Origin of the sequence: Lysinibacillus sp. IITD104 (assembly GCF_036698265.2) — a bacterium.
In the GTDB taxonomy this organism is placed as follows: domain Bacteria; phylum Bacillota; class Bacilli; order Bacillales_A; family Planococcaceae; genus Lysinibacillus; species Lysinibacillus boronitolerans.
The window spans coordinates 53471-72966 of the sequence record NZ_JBAHYH020000001.1; the positions used below are offsets into that span (position 1 = coordinate 53471).

A 19496-nucleotide genomic window follows, 5' to 3' on the forward strand; every position below is an offset into this window, starting at 1 on the left:
GAATGCAGAAAGTGAGCTTCTTTAAATCCATTCATGTCAAACTAGTGCTGATTTACATTTTATTAATCTTGCTTGCTTTACAAATTATCGGTATCTATTTCGCTCGTGAATTAGAAAGAAATTTGAAGAGCAACTTCCAAGATTCCATTTTTCAGCGAGTTGACCTGATGCAATATAGTCTTCGTGAGGAAATTTTAAAAGAACGCGATGAAAGCATGCCTAAACTAGAGGAAAGCTTAAAATCAATTGTTATGGAGTTTTCTACTGGTTTAAGGGATGTTTCAAATGGTGATATTTTAGAAATTCGTGTCATTGATGATAGACAAAGAATACTTGCAACATCTGAGCTTGAAAATCAGAATTTAATAGGTCAGCGCTCTAATACTGACCTTGTACGTCGAGCAATATCTGCTGAAACACTGTTTGATATTATTAAGCTGGACAATAAAACGAGAAATCGTGTGTGGGTCTTAGCGAATCCCATTCGTGCGGGTGCAGGACCAGACGACGAAATCATTGGTGTACTCTATATTGAAGCCAATATTGAATCTGTTTTTGAACAAATGAATGATATTAATCAGATTTTCCTTGGTGGTACGGCAATGTCCTTGGTCATTACCATCTTCTTAGGTATTCTTGTGGCTCGAACGATTACACAGCCTATTGCTGATATGCGAAAGCAGGCACAGGCAATGGCGAAGGGGAACTATTCTCGCAAGGTACGTGTATATGGTACGGATGAAATCGGACAGCTAGCCATCACCTTTAATCATCTAACCAACCGTTTGCAGGAAGCACAATCGACCACAGAAGCTGAACGTCGAAAGCTAGATTCAGTGCTGAGTAATATGACAGATGGCGTTATTGCAACAGATCGCAAGGGACGTATTATTCTCATCAATGACCCTGCATTGGAATTACTGCATATTTCAAGAGATATTACATTAGGGCGTCCTATCGCCTCTGTATTGGGGATTGATCAGGAATATAGTTTTGAAGACTTAATTCATATGAATGATGCCGTGAATTTAAACTTTAGTACAGCTGATGCGCCCTATATACTTCGCGCTAATTTCTCTGTTATTCAAAAAGAAACGGGCTTTATTAATGGGCTGATTACTGTTTTGCACGATATAACAGAGCAAGAAAAGATTGAAATGGATCGTAGGGAATTTGTATCGAATGTATCACATGAGTTAAGAACGCCATTAACAACAATGCGCAGTTATTTAGAGGCACTTGCAGATGGTGCATGGAAAGACGAAAATATTGCTCCTACGTTTTTAAATGTGACACAAACCGAAACAGAGCGTATGATTCGTCTAGTGAATGATTTATTGCAGCTATCAAGAATGGATAGCTCAGATTACGAGTTGAATAAAGATATTGTTTTATTTAATTCGTTCTTTAATCGCATTATTGACCGATTTGAAATGTCTAAGTCTGACAAGGTACAATTTGAACGTTTATTCCCTGAAACATCCTTTTATGTAGAAATTGATACGGATAAAATCACACAAGTTATTGATAATATCATTTCCAATGCTATTAAATATTCTCCAGATGGCGGCAATATTCGCTTTGGCTTTACTGGACAGGAAGACATGCTGAAGGTCATGATTTCAGATGATGGCATGGGTATTCCTAAAGAAAACGTTGGCCGAATTTTTGATCGCTTCTATCGTGTGGACCGTGCACGCGCTCGCTCTATGGGAGGAACAGGCTTGGGATTAGCTATTGCGCGGGAAATGATTGAAGCGCATGGCGGTAAAATTTGGGCTGAAAGTGAAGAAGGACAGGGTACAACAATTTTCTTCACATTACCATATGATGCAGATGAATTTGGTGAGGCAGGTGAGTGGGAATGAAATATATAGAGCCAGTTAAATCTGTTGTATTATTTCTACTTGTCATGCTGAGCGTGATTTTAACTTTTTTAATTTGGACCTATACACCTGATTATAAATATATTGAAAAAACAGAGGGAGAGGAAATTTTAATTAAGCCGCAAAAGGATATGGAGGATATTATTCGACCGTACAAGGCTATTTTCCGTTCTGAAGAAGAGTTTACAGGCACAGTTTCTAATGCAGCTATGAAAGATATGATGAAAGTGTTTAAAGGCTGGAATGTTTTAGATTTGGTGCCTGTAAACAATAATCTTTCTGCAAACTATGTGAATCAAATTATTGGCGCAGATCATCGAATGACAATCTTTTTTACGGGAGAGATTCCATTTTCAGCTTTTAACACAACTTTTCAGTTCACTGATAAGGAATTACCACAAACAACGTTCAATCGAATGATTATAGATTGGAGTAATTACAATAGCAAAGAATTAATGTTGTATTACATTAGTGGTAATAACCAATCATTATTCCGCTCACGTGTCAGTGTGCCAAACATGAATCAATTTATACAGGAAGTCATTGAGCCTGCAAAAAAATATGAGGTTTTCAAAGAAGTAGAGAGAGAAGGCTATACATCTCTTTATCTGGCGAACAGTAATATTGAATCTGTAAAATATACGTACTTTATTGAGGATATTACACCAGAATTATTTAAAAATGTGTTATTCCCTGATCCAAATATTGTACAGCGGAATGTCGAAAGCGCATCCTCTGAAAAATATACAGATGGTATGTCATTAATGACCTTAGAAACAAATCTTAAATCATTAAACTATGTTTATCCAGCTGCAGAAAGTAGTATTAGAGTCGAGCCATCGAAGCTTTTAAAGGATAGCTTTGAATTTATTAATGAGCATGGAGGATTTACGGCAGATTTCCGCTATGCTTCATCCAATACCAATAAAAATCAAATAGATTATCAAATGTATTTGCAAGGCTTCCCTGTCTATAGCAATCATGTTATTACACGAATGACAACGATTTGGGGAGATAGTCGAATTTTCCATTACAAGCGTCCATACTTCTCATTGGATATGGATATATCTTTAGAGAAAGAAATTAAAGAATTAGCATCTGGCGCAGAGATTGCAGAGAGATTAAAGAACGCTAATAGTATTCCTTTGTCTGAAATTGATGAAATTGTCTTGGGCTATTATTTAACACAAAATCAAGAACAGAATATATTTATATTTGAACCTTGTTGGTTTGTTATTCGTAATGGTACCTGGACTAAACTGACTCCTGAAGTATTAGGAGGTGTTAAAAATGGATTGGAATAGAACAAAATCTATTTTTATATTCGTTTTTTTAATACTGAACATCTTCTTGTATTCACTTTATGTCAATCGCTACAATGAAGCGAAAGATATTGAGGTACCGGGTGAAAGAACGATAGAAGCTCGTTTAAAAGATGATAATATTACGTATGGCACATTACCAAATAATATTGAATCTGCTTCGTATATGACAGCTCAAGTGCATAAATTCACACCAGCCGAATTTAGTAATAGTAATCAGCAAGTTAAATTTAAGGATGATAATAATACGAAGGCCCGTGTTATTTTTATGAGGCCTGTTAAATTACGTAATGTGAGTGATGATGCAAGCTTTACAGATTTTGCCCTGGCAAACATCATTGAAGGTGCATCTTATGCTTTATGGAAAGTAGACCGCGAAGAACGAGTCGCAATTTTTTTCCAAAAGACAAACAATCGAATGTTCTATTATAGCGGTTCATTAAAAATAAAATGGAATGCTAATAACGAAGTAACAATGTATGAACAAACAATGATTGATAACATTGAAGAAATGGAACAGCAGGAAACAGTTATTCCACCACTTCAAATTATTCAAACTTTGTATGCAAAAGGACCGCTCAAACCAGACTCGCGCATTACACAAATGAAACTAGGTTACTCAACGCTTGTTAAATTGACACGTACTCAGGTATTGGTGCCAACATGGGAAGTTCAAGTGAAATTATCTGATGGGACAAAAGAGGAGTACTTTGTGAATGCAGTAGAAGGTAAAGTCATCGAAATCCAGGAGGACAAGCAAGAGAGCGAAGAAGAAGACTGGGGAGTTGAATAATGCGATTTAGTGTTTTAGCAAGTGGCAGTACAGGGAATTCGATTTATGTAGAGAATGACGATCATGCTTTTATCGTCGATGCGGGTCTTAGTGGGAAAAAGATGGAGCAGTTATTTACAAAAATCGACCGTAATATGAAACAGCTCAGTGGTATCTTTGTTACACATGAGCATAGTGATCACATTAAAGGAATTGGTGTACTGGCACGGAAATATAATGTACCAATTTACGCAAACGCCAAAACGTGGCAGGCAATGGACGGGCTAATTGGAGACATTCCTATTGAGCAACGTTTTGAATTTGAAATGGATACAGTGAAGCATTTTGGTTCTTTAGCTGTGGAATCCTTTGCTGTTTCCCACGATGCAGCAGATCCAATGTTCTATACTTTTCATGAAAATGATCGCAAGCTTGTTATTATTACAGATACAGGCTATGTCAGTGATCGTATGAAAGGAATTATTCGAGGCGCTGATTCTTTTGTCTTTGAAAGTAATCATGATGTCAATATGCTGCAAATGGGACGTTATCCTTGGTCTATTAAACGTCGCATTTTAAGTGATGTAGGACATGTGTCTAATGAGGATGCAGCAATTGCAATGAGTGAGGTTGTATTTGATAAGACGACGAATATTTATCTTTCACATTTGAGTAAGGATAATAATATGAAAGAGCTAGCACGTATGAGTGTCGCACAAACCTTACAATCTTGTGGCATCCTTGTTGGTGAGCATGTTCATCTATTTGATACGGATGCAGAAGAACCAACAAAATTGGTGACGGTTTAATCAAAGGCTATTTAGGCAAAACTTGAAGCTGTTCAACGCATAAAAAAAATGCATTGAACAGCTATTTTTATGCCTATTTTATTTGTTTTTCATCTGATTTTAATGTTTGAATCGTAAGATTAGGGTAACAACTAATTAGATAGCACTCAAAGGAAAGGATGACGAACATGAGCTATTTCCAAGATGATGATAAAAACAGTGATTTCCTAAAAAATGATGAAGTACCGAAATCACCTCTTCAAGAAAGACTAGAGCGCGAGGAGCAAGAAATGCAGACTAAGCGCATGAAAAAGAAAGGTGGCGGAGGTAAAGGCGGCTATTTCTTTAGTGGTCTGGTCGGTGTCATTATAGGTGCTTTACTTGTGTGGCTTATGCTACCAGGACTTGTCAATCAAATGCCTGGAACAACAACAAGTAATACAGGAAAAAATAACACAACAATTAATCAGGTAGCTACAGAAGTAACGACAGATGTGACAACAGCAGTTGAAAAAGCCTCACAAGCAGTTGTTGGTATCACAAATATTCAAGAAGTAACAAGCGGAGGCTTTTGGAGCCCACCATCCACAACAACAAAAGAAGCCGGAAGCGGTTCAGGTGTTGTTTATAAAATTGAAGGTGATAAAGCCTTTATCATCACAAATAACCATGTTATTGAAGGGGCAAAGCAGTTAGAGGTCACAATGCCAGACGGAACAAAAGAGCCAGCTCAATTAGTGGGTCACGATGTTTGGACGGACCTTGCAGTTATTTCTATTAACTCTAAAAATGTTAAAACAGTTGCGACATTCGGGAATTCAGATGTATTAAAACAAGGTGAAACAGTGATTGCCATTGGTAACCCACTTGGTTTAGACTTCTATGGTTCTGTGACAACTGGTGTTGTTTCTGGTAAAGACCGTTCTGTACCAGTAGACTTAAATGGCGATGGCACAGAAGATTGGCAACAAGAAGTATTGCAAACAGATGCCGCGATTAACCCAGGGAATAGTGGTGGAGCACTTGTGAACTTAGCTGGAGAATTAGTAGGAATTAACTCCATGAAAATTGCTGAATCCTCAGTGGAAGGTTTAGGGTTCTCTATTCCAATTAATTCAGCTATTCCAATTATCGAGGAACTAGAGAAAAATGGAGAAATGAAACGTCCAACAATGGGAGTTTCACTTGCAGATTTAACAGATGTGCCATCATTCTATCAACAACAAACATTAAAATTACCTGCAGAGGTGACAACAGGTGTTGTTGTAACAGATGTCATGAATAACTCACCAGCCTCAAAAGCAGGGGTTCAACAATACGATGTTATTGTAGAGATGGATGGTCAAAAAATTGAAACAACCATTGATTTACGCAAGCATTTATATAATGACAAAAAAATTGGTGATAAACTAACATTAAAAGTGTACCGTCAAGGTAAATTAGTCGAGCTATCACTAACATTAACAAACGGTAATACATTGTAAAGAAGATGAAAAGCGATGGAGATCTAATCAATCTCCATCGCTTTTTTTATGAGGATGGAGAAAATACTTTTATGAAATATTGTGGATAACTAGAAAATTGTGAATACTAATTCCGCACAGTAAATCGGTAGTAAAAGGCACTTCTTCCATACATGCTATTACTTTGTTACAATAGATTGTGGATAACATAGACTGATTTGTGAATAAGTTTGTGGAAATTTCGGAAAATAAGGAGACATCAAAAAATGGAAAAGTACAGCTGTGAAAGCCATATAGATCACGCTTTAGACATGTTTGTAGCAGAGCAAAAAGTGTTCCCAATTATGGATAAAATCGAAGAGGATAAAAAGTTATCCACAAAGTGTAGCTACTGTGAACAGCCAGCAGAATATATTGTATCAAGTAAATAACTTTACACAATATATAGAGAGTGCTTGTGGATATGTTGATAACTTTTGTGGATAATTTGTTTGTAAATGAATTGTAAAGGTGGATAACGTGTGAATATAACGATTGTATCAGTCGGCAAACTAAAAGAAAAGTACTTAAAAATGGGGATCGATGAGTACGTAAAACGTCTTGGCGGTTATGCAAAAATGGATTTGGTTGAAGTGCCAGACGAAAAGGCACCTGAACAACTAAGTGAAGCTGAAATGGATATCGTCAAGAAAAAAGAGGGCGAACGCATCCTAGCGAAAATCAGTCCGGATGCCTACGTAATCGCCCTAGCCATCAACGGCAAAATGAAAACCTCCGAACAAATGGCTGCCGACATTGAATCCCTCATGACCTACGGCAAAAGCAAAATCGCCTTCGTCATCGGCGGTTCGCTCGGTCTGCATGATGATGTGTTAAAGCGTGCAGATGAGCAACAATCTTTTGGTAAGATGACACTTCCTCACCAGCTCATGAAGCTTGTGCTAGTCGAGCAGATTTACCGTAGTTTTAGGATTATGAAGGGTGAACCTTATCATAAGTAAATGTGGTTTTAAACAATTTATTGGAAATATGCTTTCCGATAAATTGTTTTTTTTATATACTGTGGTTAGCAAAATTTTATGAGAGGTGATTAATTGCGTGATGTAAGTAGTTGGGGATTTTATGGATATGGTGTAGATAGTACACTAGAAAAAATTGAATTATTAGCACCTGAAAGAACACCAAATGAATCAGAGGGGCATAGAAGATACATATTGAAATATCCTAGAATTTTTGAAATTGGAGTTTCTTGGGAAGATATTACAGAGTTAATCGCATCACAAGTAGGGAAGCTTTTGAAGTTGAAAATGATGGACGTAGAAATTGTTCAAAGAGAAGGTAGAAGAGGTGCTCTTTTAAAGAATTTTGTGCCTTATAGGGGACAATTCTTGGAAGGTGGGTCGATTCTTTCAGATTTTGAGGAATATGAAAGCCCTATCTTGTCAGAACTAAAAGGTGAAGATTTAATAAACTTTGGTTTGGATATGATTGAAAAGCTGCCTTTTTGGAAAGATATTAAGAAGGAATTCATTGCAATGAATTTTTTTGATATTTTAATCGGAAATCAAGATAGGCATCCGTTTAATTGGATGATGCTTTATTATGAAGATGGTAAGAAAAGTTTTTCTCCTATATATGATAATGGCGCATCACTTGGCTTTAGGTTTGATGATGAAAAACTAAAAATGTATTTGTCAAATGAAATTCAATTACATAAATATATAAGAAATACGAAAGTTAAAGCTGGGTTATTTGAATACAAACAGGTTAAGGCAAAGGATTTAATTAAAGTATTGAAGAATAGATATAATGAGGAAAGTAGTATTATCATTGCTCAAATTGAAGCTTTTGATTTCTATAAGTATGAAGGGTATATTACCCGAAGTCTATTTTTAACCGAAAAGCAAAAGGAATGGTTAAAGCTAATTATTTCAATTAGACAGGAATATATTTTAAAATGGTATAAAGGGGAGGAAAAGATATGAATAAACATGAATCGCTTTGGTTAGTTTGGCAAAATGTTAATACTCGCTTATTTTATCATGTGGGGACATTATCATTTTACGATAGCCAGTATACATTCCAGTACACATATCGAAGTAATGGTCCTCAAAAAATAAATGACGCTATAAAGAATGGTTACTTATTACATCCTATGTTTCCAGATTTGAAAAAGGAATACAAATCCAAAAACTTATTTGGAGCATTTAAACGTCGATTGCCTTCGGAGATTCGAGTGGATTTTAAAGAAATTTTGAGCGATTTAAGCCTTTCGGAAGGCTACTCTGAAATGGAATTGCTTGAACGGACTCGTGGGAAATTAGGTGGAGATCAATATTCTTTTGAAAAACCATTAAAAATTATTGACGGCATTTTAAAAACTTCATTTTATATTAATGGTATGTCTTATCAAGATTTACCTCAAAATTGGTTTGAAGTTTTAAAGTCAAATAAAAAAGTTATTTTAAAATTAGAACCTGAAAATCCAGTAGACGAAAATGCAATTGCAATTTATACGGGATTTAATATCAAATTAGGGTATGTTCCAAGATTTTATGCATCAGGGATATCTGCTTTAATGAATAATGGAATGTCACCTAAAATTTCTGTTAACTATATAAATGAGTCTAGTACATCAAGTTGGTGGGTTAAATTAGATTTTGAATGTGAAGTACCTGAGATAAATAAAATAAATTTATCTCAAATGGATCCAATCTTCGAATCAGTAGTGTGAACTACTGATTTATAAAGAGCTTGGGACATGACTAAATGGTTCTTTCATAAAGTCGAATAATCTTTAAATTAACAAAAGGCGATAAATCGAAAAACCGAACTATTCCAAAACACTTTGTAAGCGTTTCAATGAATAGTTCGGTTTTTTGTTGGCAGAAACACTTATGTCCCTGCCTCTTTCATTGTTAATAAAAATACAAGACTAATAAAGATTGATATAATTTAGTGCGAGGGAGATGAGAGATTTTATAATGAAAGTAATATTAGCAATTTTTCTTGGTATCATAACTATATTTGTCTTTGCAATATTTACAAATACTATAATGTTATTAAATATATTTCCAGGATTCGTCCAGGGGGATATTGGAAATTGGATAGGATTTTATGGAACACTAATAGGGGGTCTATTAACACTAGCTGGTGTATTTTTAACTCTTCAATTTAATAAAAAACAGATTAATGAACAAGAAACAATCCGAAAGGAAGCAGAAGCGAGAAATAAAAATTTAAATACAATTAAAATTTTATGGGAGATAGAATTAAGTCTCACAACGTTAGTTAAATAGTTAGGTATCCTAGTAGAATATATTGAGGAAAGAATTAATACCATAGATGTTCATGAATATGCTCTATTGGTGAATGGAAAATTAGATAGTAAATTTTATAAAAAAGATATAAAACCTAATTCTGAACAAATAAAAAATATTTTAGGGAAAGTTGGCTATGATTATACATATGAAAAATTTATTCAGATACAAAACCAATTGCTAAAAACAAAAGATCGTTTTGATAATAAAAATTTACAAGTCAAATCTGCAGAAGTAGATTGGGATATTTATGAAAGAATTAATTCTATCGCGAATGAGTTATATGAAATATTCGATACTCAAAAGTGTGTAACAACGATAAATTCTAATCATTTATCGGTTTTTAAATCAGAGTCAGGGCTAATTATAAAAAATTTAAACGGTATGATGGGTATTGGAGCAAAGGTTTCAGGTCTTATATATTCAGTTAGAGAAAAAAGAAATAAGATTGAAAAAAGGTATTTTAATATTTCCTAAACCTCCAGTACACTATTAGTAATTCCAATAGCGATCTATTCATAATTTGTATGTTTTACAAAAACCGCATTTAGCCACATTACGGTGAACGGTATCATAAGTAAGTGTATTTTCTAAGTTTTATACATCCAAAAAGCAGCGTTTTAAGGTAAATAGAAGATTTGAAAGATATATATATTATATAAAAAGTATCAGGCACTATTAAAAGTGCCTGATACTTTTTTGTTTTATTGGGAGTGGATTGGGTATTAACTATCATAAGCAAGTTATATAGCAAGAAAGGATTGTAAGAATAATCGAAAGGGAAAGGAGTTATAGCCAACATGTTGTTGAGTAAAAAGTTTTTATTGGTCTTTAGTACAATCGTAGCCTGCATGTTGTCTGGTTGTGGAGAGAAGCAGAAGCTTGAAGATGGATCTGAACTGATAAATAAAAATCAATTTGTTTTTGCTACTTCTGGTGAATTTAAGCCATTTAGTTATATAAATGACGATCTTACAATGTCGGGCTTTGATATTGAGGTTGGTGAAGCGATTGCAAAGGAAATGGGCCTTGAGCCGGTTCAGAAACGAATCAAGTTCAAGGGGATTGTTGAAGGGGTGAAAACGGGAAGAGCGGATGCAGCAGTTGCAAGTCACACGATTAACCCGCAGCGGAGTAAACATGTTTCTTTCTCTACTCCCTATTATTATTCAGGACCGAAAATTTTCACCAGACCGGATAGTAAAATTAAGACTGTCGAAGATTTAAAGGGAAAGGAAGTAGCCGTTGCAAAAGGATCAACATATGCCGATACAGCTTCCAAGTATACAGACAAAATAAAAACATATGACAGTGATATTACAGCATTAAAGGCGTTGAGTAGTGGGCGTCATGATGCAGTAATTACAGATTTTGTTACAGGAAAAACTGCTGAAAAGGAAGGTTTTAAGATTAAAGGACAGCAATTAATTAATCGCAGTGAACAAGCGATTGTGTTGCCCCAGGATAATCCAAAGCTATTGAAGCGAGTAAATGAATCTTTGGAACAACTTCGGGAAAATGGAACACTGACTCAAATCAGTATCAAATATTTTGGTGAGGACATTACCACAAAACCAGAATAAATCAATACTATAAAAGAAAGGAAGTAGTACTTTGCCAAGCTTTTCGAATTTCTTTCAAATACTAATCGAAACAAAAGGTGTATTCTTTAAAGCTATGCTTTTAACATTAGAGCTGACGGTGGTTTCTATCTTACTTGGAATCATCATCGGACTAGTCTTTGCCTTATTAAAAATTTCTAATATAAAAATTTTAGAACTTATTTCAGATATATATGTCTATTTGGTGCGAGGAACACCACTGATTGTTCAAATATTTATCCTTTACTTCGGAATTAGCGGGATTTTCCTTCTTCCTGATTTTTGGGCTGCTTCACTTGCTCTAGCGCTACATAATGGAGCTTATATTTCTGAAATCCTTCGGGGAGCAATTCAGTCAGTCGATAATGGTCAATTTGAAGCAGGACGCTCTTTGGGGATGACAAAGACACTGACATTAAGAAGGATTATTCTCCCACAGGCATTCCGTAGAGCATTGCCGCCTTTAGGCAATCAATTTATCATAAGTTTAAAAGATTCTTCGTTAGCCGCATTTATCTCCATGAATGAGCTGTTTAATGTGGCGACAACACTTGGGTCGAATAATTTTGATGAAATGACCTACTTACTTATTGTAGCAGTCTACTATTTATTGCTGGTAGCGTTGATGACATTTGTAGTGAATCGAACTGAACTAAAATTAGCAGTTAGCGACAGATAGGAGCTGAAAAGATTGAACACCAAGGAAATGATTAAAATAAGTCAATTGAATAAATCGTTTGGAGACTTACATGTATTGAAAAATATCGACATGACAGTCTACGAGAGCGATGTTGTTTGTCTAATAGGATCGAGCGGGTCAGGGAAAAGCACCCTCCTTCGCTGTTTGAACTTTTTAGAAAGAAAAGATAGTGGCAATATTATAATTGAGGGAAATGAAGTCAATCCTCGGACAGATGACCTTAACAAAATTAGAGAAAAGGTAGGGATGGTATTTCAAAATTTCAACTTATTCCCACACAAAACGGTTTTAGAAAATATTATTGAAGCACCTGTTATGGTAAAGGGTGTGAACAAAGAGAAAGCTATCATCAAAGCAAAACAATTACTGAAAAAAGTAGGTTTGGAGGATAAGTCGGATGTCTATCCTAGTAAATTATCAGGGGGGCAAAAGCAACGGGTGGCGATTGCTAGAGCACTTGCGATGGAACCAGACATTATGCTTTTTGATGAGCCTACATCGGCACTCGATCCCGAGCTTGTGGGAGAGGTTTTAACAACCATGAAAGACTTGGCTGAAGAAGGAATGACAATGGTTGTTGTAACCCACGAAATGGGATTCGCAAAAGAGGTAGCTGATTGGATTGTGTATATGCATGATGGAAAAATTATTGAACGCGGCACACCTGAACAATTTTTCAACCAACCGAAAGAGGAGAGAACACGAGAATTTTTAACTGCAACAATGCTTAAATAAAACTAAAAGGTCCTGAACGGTCTCTCGATTACTAGATAAAGCTTGTACAGAAAAACTGCACTTAGACTAGTTACAGCCAACCTTATCATAAGTAAGTGAAATTTAAATAACAAAAGGAGAAATTGCAAAGCGCAATTTCTCTTTTTGCTGAACTGTACTTATTTAATTATAACTCAACCTCGGTAACTTCATTATTACCGTTGCCATTACCGTTGCCATTACCGTTGCCATTACCGTTACCGTTACCGTTACCGTTACCGTTGCCATTACCATTACCATTACCGTTGCCATTGCCATTACCATTACCGTTGCCGTTGCCGTTGCCATTGCCGTTACCATTACCAGGCTTTTCAACCAACACACCGAATGTTAACGTGTGGTCACCGTATGTTACCGTAATTGTCGTAGTACCTTGACCTTTTCCTTTTACAGCTCCTGCTTTTACAGTAGCTATTTTATCATTTGCTACTTCGTAGGTTGCAAGCGTAGTAACATCTTTTTTTGTTGTTTTACCCTCAAAAGTAGTTACTTCAGTAATCTTAACCGTAACCTCTTTACCTATTCTAGTTTCAACCTGAGCTTGGTCAATTTCTAGTGTTACGATTGGTGTTTCTACAACAGGTGCTTTAACTGTAACATTTACCATAACCTCATGATCACCGTATGAAATAGTAATCGTAGTCGTGCCCTCACCTACAGCAGTTACTAATCCATTTGCTATTGTTGCAACATTTTCATCTCCCACAACATAAGTCGCTTGTGAAGTTACATCTTTCTCTGTTGCTTCACCTTCTGGAGGAGTAGACGTCTCTGTTACTGTAAGTTGTGCAGATTTTCCAACTGTTAGGTCTAGCTCAGTTGGATTGACGGAAAGTGTCACTTTTGGTTCAACTACATCTTTTTCAAATATTAATGCTTCACCAACATTTCCAGCAGCGTCTTCAATTTTTACGGATACAGCATTCGTTTCTGATGTTACTGGGAATGTGAAGCTACCATCTTGATTTAATTCAAAAGGAACTGGCGCTTGTACTTCGCCATTCACAGTCGAAATATAGGAAGCTTTTAATTTATCATTTAAATTGTAGTTTAAACCATATAAATATAACTCTTCATTGTAGTCGATATACTTATCTGTTACCTGTCCTGTAGCGACACCTTCAGCTACTGAACCAGTAATTTCTGGCTTAGTCGTTTTCACGATAATTGGCCCAACATAATCTGAAACTACCCCTGATGCCGCAAGACCAGTAAAGTCAATAGTATAGAGACCATCTGGAATTGTTGTGGCAGGTTCTGTTCCCCATGGTTTGTATTGCCCAGCGATATTCAGCGTATAAGAGCCTTTTCCTAGTGCAGTACCTGCATGTAGATAACCGATGTAGCCATCACCATATTCTCCACCCTGAGGATTCATAATATCCCAAAGCTCGATATAGTTAGTTGTTACATCGCCAGTTAATGTAAATGAAAGTACAGCTGAATCTTTCACGCCATCTCCATTAAAGGATAGATCTGTTTCTGTAATCTTTAAATCTTTAATTTCAGTTACTGCCTCGATTCCAAAGTCAGCTGCGAACGGCAATGAAATTTCTGTAGCACCACCGCTGATGTGAATATACCCCAGTATTTCCGAGCCGTTTGGAGCTGTAGCTTGTGAAGCAGTTAATGTAAGATTTAACACTTGCTCACCAACTAGATTAAATGTTGGCTGGTCGACTGTAACAGTTGCATCACCAAATGATTTTGTCACATCAATTGATACGTTATAATTACCGCCGTTCCCCTTTATATCTTTTACTAAAACTTGTTTCGTTACGGAAATATCCTGGTCTTTAAGTGATTGTGGACCAAAAGTAACAAGTAACTGTCCCTTTTAAGTTTTCTGAAACAGCTCCTGTTCCATCTAAAATTGCACTATCCAATGCATAGGCAAGAATTTCTGGATGTGCTGCAGCATAAGCATTTACACGACCTGCACCTTGAGAGAACACATCGTATTTTGTTTTATCTAAAACCTTTGCTGTATTAGAAAGCGCCACTTTTATGTCGAACGCATTCCAATCAGGATTTGCTTGTTTAAGTAATGCAACAATACCTGTAATATGCGGTGTTGCCATAGAAGTTCCTGTTTTACGATCATATGCCTCTGCATAATCTGCATCAGGGAAATCCTTTTTATACATTGGAATCGTTGACATAATGTTTGTTCCAGGTGCACTTACATCTGGTTTAATGTCAAAGTTTGGTGTAGATGGTCCACGGGAACTTGAATCGTTTACTTCATCTCCCAGTGTCTTTGTGGAAGTAAATTGACTAAAGCTAACTTTTCCAGTTCCACCGGCTAATGCAGCACGAATTGCATTGCCGTCCGTTTGGGACATATCAAATGTTGGTAGAAAAGCAAAGGAATCACCCAGGAATGTACCTGAAATATTAGGTGCATTTGTTCCCCCAGCAAAGTTATGAATAATTGTGGCGACTGCCCCATTTGCCTTTGCATTTGCAATTTTATCAACAAATGCGATACTGCCACGAGAGATCAATGCCACTTTACCTTCTACATCGATTCCCTCATAGTCTTTTACTTCTCCGTTTCCAGGAATAGCGACTAGGTCAAATTCTCCTTGAAGCTGTGTTGCTAAATCCCTTCCAAAAGTTGTTCCCATTAATGGGAGCTGTTTTGTTAAGTTGTAGTCACCAACTGTAACATTCACTTCACCGTTATACATTGTTTCAGGATTTGTTGTGTTACCGACAGCAATGCCTAAACGAGCAGTTGCAGGCGTGCCCATTGTTCCTCGATTTGGGCCAGAGTTCCCTGTTGCAATTACTCCGATTGTTCCAGCCATCATTGCATTATTAATAGCAAATGAACCAGCATCCGTTTCAGAGTTAGCCCCCCCACCAAGAGAAAGGTTGATTATGTCCATTTTTTCTGTTACGGCCGTTTCAATTGCTTTAACAATACCAGATGTAGCCCCACTTCCATATGCACCAAGAACACGGTAAGCATAAAGGTCTACTTTTGGAGCAATTCCTTTAATGCCGAAATTGTTAGCTCCAATTGCTGCAATGGTTCCAGCAACATGGGTACCGTGAGAAGTATAGAACGAGCTTCCTTTTTCATTAAATTCAGGTGTTCCGGCAGGACGCTCAGAAGGCAATGTTTCCGATGCATCGTCATCTGCCCGAGGCTTTGTGTAAGTTGATGAATTTGGAATGAAGTTTTTCCCGCCCTTGTAAATTCCAGCAAACTCGGGGTGATCTGCGTCAATACCAGTATCTAATACTGCCACCTTTATACCTTGTCCTTCAATTCCTTCCTTCCAAAGCTGTTCGATGCCGAGGAAAGAAATACTTGTATTCATTTGAGCCTCTAATTGATCTTCCTTAATAAGTTCTGATGATTTCATTGTATTGTCTTCTGATGCGTAAACAATCGCATCAGGCTCGATTAATGTAATTCCTTCTATTGAAAGCAGCTTCGGGAGGTCATTTGCTTTCACAGTTGCTGCAAAGCCGTTTAAAACAGTATCAAATGTGTAGCCTTGAGTCATTTGAACATTTTTAGTAGCTAATTCTTTTTTTACTTGTGCTTGTTGAGATTTTACATTTGAACGAACTTCATTTGCTCGCGCATTAGAGAACTTTTGGCCTTTCACTTGGCTTATTCCTTGCTCTAGTGCCACAGGCTTTTCAGATAAATGTACGATGACAGCAACTTCTTGATTGCCTGATACATTTTGTAAGCTTTCGTGAAGAGTTGGACCATCTTTAGACAAGCTTAGCTGTTCAGCGATAGCCGCCTTTAGTTGAAGTGTGCTTTCACTTTGACTATCCTGCTTGAATGGTTTCGATTCTTCAGCATTAGCACTCGATAATGGAACCAATAGAAAAAGCACCATAACGAAAGCTATCATACTACTTAAAAACTTCGTAAACTTAAACTTTTTCAAATCTCATTTCTCCCTCCACTCTTAATTATCACACTTTTCAGTTTAGTGCGATAATTCCAATTTATCACAGGTGAGATAATTCGAATATCGGAATATTAAAAAATATCAAAATATTGATAATTAGTATGACTTTGTCAAAAATGAATTAATTCTATTTTCCTAGTAATTTAATAAAAAAGTAGAACTTTTAAATGATAAATGACTTACAGTAATCATCCTTTTTATCATTTAAGAGTTTTGTAAAAAATCTATTTGACGTTCTGTATTATTTTTTGTACGATATGGAAGAAAAGAATGCCCGGACTAAAACGGGAGAGGTTCATAGCTGATACCCTCTATAAAAAACTATGGAAACATGACAAATATGCCATGTCCATATCGGACGTGGCTTTTTTTATGTTTTTACTTATGTTTTAATAGACTGAATTGGTGATGCCTCTCTTGAAAAGTGTTGGGAAACATTTTACAAGGAGGTTTTTTTTATGTCTGGCAGAAGTCATGAAGAAGGATTAAAGGATTTGACCCTATTAGGTAATCAAGGTACAAAGTATTCCTATGATTATGCACCTGAGGTATTAGAGGCAGTGGATAATCTTCATGCTAATCGAGATTATTTTGTTAAGTTTAATTGCCCAGAGTTTACTAGTTTATGTCCGCTTACAAATCAGCCTGATTTTGCTACGATGTACATTTCGTATATTCCAGATAAAAAAATTGTTGAAAGTAAATCACTAAAGTTGTATTTATTCAGTTTTAGAAATCATGGCGATTTCCATGAAGATTGCGTAAATATCATTATGAATGATTTAATTACACTACTTGATCCAAGATATATAGAGGTTTGGGGAAAATTTACTCCACGTGGGGGTATCTCGATTGATCCATGGTGTAACTATGGGAAGCCAGGAACGAAATACGAAGAAATCGCCAATTATCGTTTAATGAACCACGATCTTAATCCAGAAAAAATTGATAATCGATAAATGAAGCAAGAAAGAGGTTTTTAGCTACCCTCTTAAAAAAACTAAGAAGAAAGCAGCACTTTTTCTTAGAGTGCTGTTTTTTCGATATAAGGGAGTCTTTATAGATGAAAAAGGAAAAAGCAATTGTAGTATTTAGTGGAGGTCAGGACAGCACAACTTGTTTGTTCTGGGCAAAAGAACGCTTTGAAGAGATTGAGGCAGTAACTTTTGATTATGGTCAACGGCATCGTCTTGAAATTGAATGTGCAAAGGAGATAGCGAGTGAACTTGGTATCAAGCATCATATACTTGATATGTCACTTCTGAACCAGCTTGCTCCGAATGCATTGACACGACAAGACATAAAGGTGAAGGACGGAGAAAATGGTGAGCTCCCATCGACTTTTGTGCCTGGTCGCAATCTCCTTTTTCTTTCATTTGCGGGCGTTTTAGCGAGCCAAGTAGGAGCGAAGCATATTGTAACAGGTGTTTGTGAAACTGATTTTAGTGGCTATCCGGATTGCCGTGATGTCTTTATTAAATCCTTGAATGTAACATTAAATTTATCGATGGATGATTCCTTTGTGATTGATACTCCGTTGATGTGGCTGAATAAGGCACAGACATGGGAATTAGCTGATCAGCTTGGGGCACTTGAGTTTGTACGAGAAAGAACGTTGACTTGCTATAACGGTGTCATAGCAGATGGCTGTGGTGAATGCCCAGCATGTAAATTGCGAAATAAAGGGCTTGATGAGTATTTAAGTTATAGGAAGGAGTCTTAAGACATGTCAGATTTTAAAATCGTTGAGAGACTCCAGAAAATGGATGTGGATATTCAAAGAAATCAATTGAAATACCATGCAAAGCGTGTCCTCATCAGCAAAGAATTTACCTTCGATGCTGCTCATCATCTGCACCATTATGAGGGGAAATGTAAAAATCTGCACGGTCATACCTATCGAGTTATATTAGGGCTGAGTGGCTACACAGATGAACGTGGTTTGATAATTGATTTTGGCGATATAAAAGAAATATGGAAACGAAAAATAGAGATTCATTTAGATCACCGTTATTTAAATGAAACACTTCCGCCCATGAATACGACAGCAGAGAACATTGTTGTGTGGATATACGAAAAGTTGACTGAGGCCTTGCTTGATGAAGGATATAACGGTGCGCGTGTAGAGTTTATTAAACTTTATGAAACTCCGACAAGCTATGCAGAAACGAGACGGGAGTGGATGGAAGTTGAGTAAAATACCTGTAATTGAAATCTTTGGACCAACAATTCAAGGTGAGGGAATGGTCGTTGGCCAGAAGACAATGTTTGTGAGAACCGCAGGCTGTGATTACTCCTGTTCTTGGTGTGATTCAGCGTTTACGTGGGATGGCAGTGGAAAGCATCTTATTGTCCAAATGACAGCGGAAGAGATTTGGGCTGAGCTCAAGCAGCTGGGAGGCAATGGTTTTTCATTTGTTACGATTTCAGGCGGCAATCCTGCACTCAATCCGAATTTAGCAGAGCTCATTGCCATATTAAAAGAAAATGGCATAAAAATCGGGGTAGAAACACAGGGGAGTAGGTGGCAAAAATGGATGTATGAGATTGATGAACTGACGATTTCACCAAAGCCACCTAGTTCTGGAATGACCACAGACTACTCGGTGCTCTCTTATATCTTCGAAAAACTTAAAGATCGAAACAACAATCACCATGTATCCCTCAAAATAGTCGTTTTTAATCAAGAGGATTACGATTATGCTAAACAAATTCACCATCGATATCCCCTGATTCCTTTTTATCTTCAAGTTGGTAATGATGATCTCGCGACAACTGATAATTCACAATTAATGATGCATTTATTGGATAAATATCATGCGCTGATTGATAGAGTAATAAAGGATGAGGATTTAAGAGATGTTAAAGTACTGCCACAGTTACATGCCCTCGTTTGGGGAAATAAAAGAGGTGTATAGTGAGCCGC

General features: G+C 36.6%; 20 protein-coding genes and 1 riboswitch. Of the genes, 18 read left to right on the forward strand and 2 right to left on the reverse strand.

Translation table 11 applies throughout. The annotated features are described in order from the left end of the window. Positions 1-2 precede the first annotated feature (2 nt). The 14 genes from walK (at position 3) to V1L66_RS00310 (ending at position 12587) form a co-directional block, all read left to right on the forward strand. Entirely contained in the window at positions 3-1868 is a 1866-nt protein-coding gene (gene walK / locus V1L66_RS00245; RefSeq protein ID WP_036077920.1) for a cell wall metabolism sensor histidine kinase WalK, read from the forward strand. Further along, the gene (locus V1L66_RS00250; RefSeq protein WP_036077917.1) at positions 1865-3190 is read left to right on the forward strand and encodes a YycH family regulatory protein; all 1326 of its coding nucleotides are present in this window, start codon (positions 1865-1867) and stop codon (positions 3188-3190) included. The genes walK and V1L66_RS00250 overlap by 4 nt, the downstream gene beginning before the upstream one ends. Beyond that, on the forward strand, positions 3177-4001 hold the full coding sequence (locus V1L66_RS00255; protein WP_036077915.1) for a two-component system regulatory protein YycI: 825 nt from the start codon (positions 3177-3179) through the stop codon (positions 3999-4001). The genes V1L66_RS00250 and V1L66_RS00255 overlap by 14 nt, the downstream gene beginning before the upstream one ends. Beyond that, on the forward strand, positions 4001-4789 hold the full coding sequence (locus V1L66_RS00260) for an MBL fold metallo-hydrolase (protein WP_016992308.1): 789 nt from the start codon (positions 4001-4003) through the stop codon (positions 4787-4789). The genes V1L66_RS00255 and V1L66_RS00260 overlap by 1 nt, the downstream gene beginning before the upstream one ends. A 167-nt stretch (positions 4790-4956) precedes the next feature. After that, positions 4957-6252 (forward strand): trypsin-like peptidase domain-containing protein, encoded by a 1296-nt coding sequence (locus V1L66_RS00265; RefSeq protein ID WP_312125063.1) that lies wholly within the window; start codon positions 4957-4959, stop codon positions 6250-6252. Positions 6253-6497: 245 nt separating this feature from the next. Then, entirely contained in the window at positions 6498-6662 is a 165-nt protein-coding gene (locus V1L66_RS00270; RefSeq protein WP_016992306.1) for a CxxH/CxxC protein, read from the forward strand. Between the two features lie 90 nt (positions 6663-6752). Continuing rightward, positions 6753-7232 (forward strand): 23S rRNA (pseudouridine(1915)-N(3))-methyltransferase RlmH, encoded by a 480-nt coding sequence (rlmH, locus tag V1L66_RS00275; RefSeq protein WP_016992305.1) that lies wholly within the window; start codon positions 6753-6755, stop codon positions 7230-7232. A 93-nt stretch (positions 7233-7325) separates the two neighbouring features. Beyond that, a complete protein-coding gene (locus V1L66_RS00280; protein ID WP_328023988.1) occupies positions 7326-8216 on the forward strand; it encodes a HipA domain-containing protein in 891 nt (296 codons plus the stop codon). Then, on the forward strand, positions 8213-8965 hold the full coding sequence (locus V1L66_RS00285; RefSeq protein ID WP_333005339.1) for an HIRAN domain-containing protein: 753 nt from the start codon (positions 8213-8215) through the stop codon (positions 8963-8965). Before V1L66_RS00280 ends, V1L66_RS00285 begins: the two co-directional genes overlap by 4 nt. Positions 8966-9215: 250 nt before the next feature. After that, positions 9216-9530: a hypothetical protein gene (locus V1L66_RS00290; protein WP_333005337.1), complete on the forward strand. Its 315-nt coding sequence runs from the start codon at positions 9216-9218 to the stop codon at positions 9528-9530. A gap of 69 nt (positions 9531-9599) precedes the next feature. After that, positions 9600-10028: a hypothetical protein gene (locus V1L66_RS00295; RefSeq protein ID WP_333005336.1), complete on the forward strand. Its 429-nt coding sequence runs from the start codon at positions 9600-9602 to the stop codon at positions 10026-10028. Positions 10029-10351: 323 nt separating this feature from the next. Then, the gene (locus V1L66_RS00300; RefSeq protein WP_016992288.1) at positions 10352-11134 is read left to right on the forward strand and encodes a transporter substrate-binding domain-containing protein; all 783 of its coding nucleotides are present in this window, start codon (positions 10352-10354) and stop codon (positions 11132-11134) included. 31 nt (positions 11135-11165) lie between these two features. After that, positions 11166-11831, forward strand: coding sequence for an amino acid ABC transporter permease (locus V1L66_RS00305; protein WP_016992287.1), 666 nt, complete (start codon positions 11166-11168; stop codon positions 11829-11831). Positions 11832-11858: 27 nt separating this feature from the next. After that, positions 11859-12587 (forward strand): amino acid ABC transporter ATP-binding protein, encoded by a 729-nt coding sequence (locus V1L66_RS00310; protein ID WP_164835440.1) that lies wholly within the window; start codon positions 11859-11861, stop codon positions 12585-12587. A 166-nt stretch (positions 12588-12753) separates the two neighbouring features. On the opposite strand, the gene V1L66_RS00315 is transcribed toward V1L66_RS00310, so the two are convergent. Together V1L66_RS00315 and V1L66_RS00320 are read right to left on the reverse strand one after the other, a co-directional pair. Continuing rightward, positions 12754-14340: a hypothetical protein gene (locus V1L66_RS00315; RefSeq protein ID WP_333005331.1), complete on the reverse strand. Its 1587-nt coding sequence runs from the start codon at positions 14338-14340 to the stop codon at positions 12754-12756. 82 nt (positions 14341-14422) lie between these two features. Continuing rightward, positions 14423-16546, reverse strand: coding sequence for a S8 family serine peptidase (locus V1L66_RS00320; RefSeq protein ID WP_333005329.1), 2124 nt, complete (start codon positions 16544-16546; stop codon positions 14423-14425). A 308-nt stretch (positions 16547-16854) separates the two neighbouring features. Next, positions 16855-16901, forward strand: a riboswitch (PreQ1 riboswitch). 127 nt (positions 16902-17028) lie between these two features. Here V1L66_RS00320 and queF point away from each other — a divergent pair. From queF to queE, 4 genes are all read left to right on the forward strand, one after another. Continuing rightward, positions 17029-17529, forward strand: coding sequence for a preQ(1) synthase (gene queF, locus V1L66_RS00325; protein WP_036077904.1), 501 nt, complete (start codon positions 17029-17031; stop codon positions 17527-17529). 104 nt (positions 17530-17633) lie between these two features. After that, entirely contained in the window at positions 17634-18293 is a 660-nt protein-coding gene (gene queC, locus V1L66_RS00330; RefSeq protein WP_016992284.1) for a 7-cyano-7-deazaguanine synthase QueC, read from the forward strand. Positions 18294-18296: 3 nt separating this feature from the next. Continuing rightward, entirely contained in the window at positions 18297-18767 is a 471-nt protein-coding gene (queD, locus tag V1L66_RS00335) for a 6-carboxytetrahydropterin synthase QueD (protein WP_016992283.1), read from the forward strand. After that, entirely contained in the window at positions 18760-19488 is a 729-nt protein-coding gene (gene queE / locus V1L66_RS00340) for a 7-carboxy-7-deazaguanine synthase QueE (RefSeq protein WP_016992282.1), read from the forward strand. The genes queD and queE overlap by 8 nt, the downstream gene beginning before the upstream one ends. Positions 19489-19496: the final 8 nt, after the last annotated feature.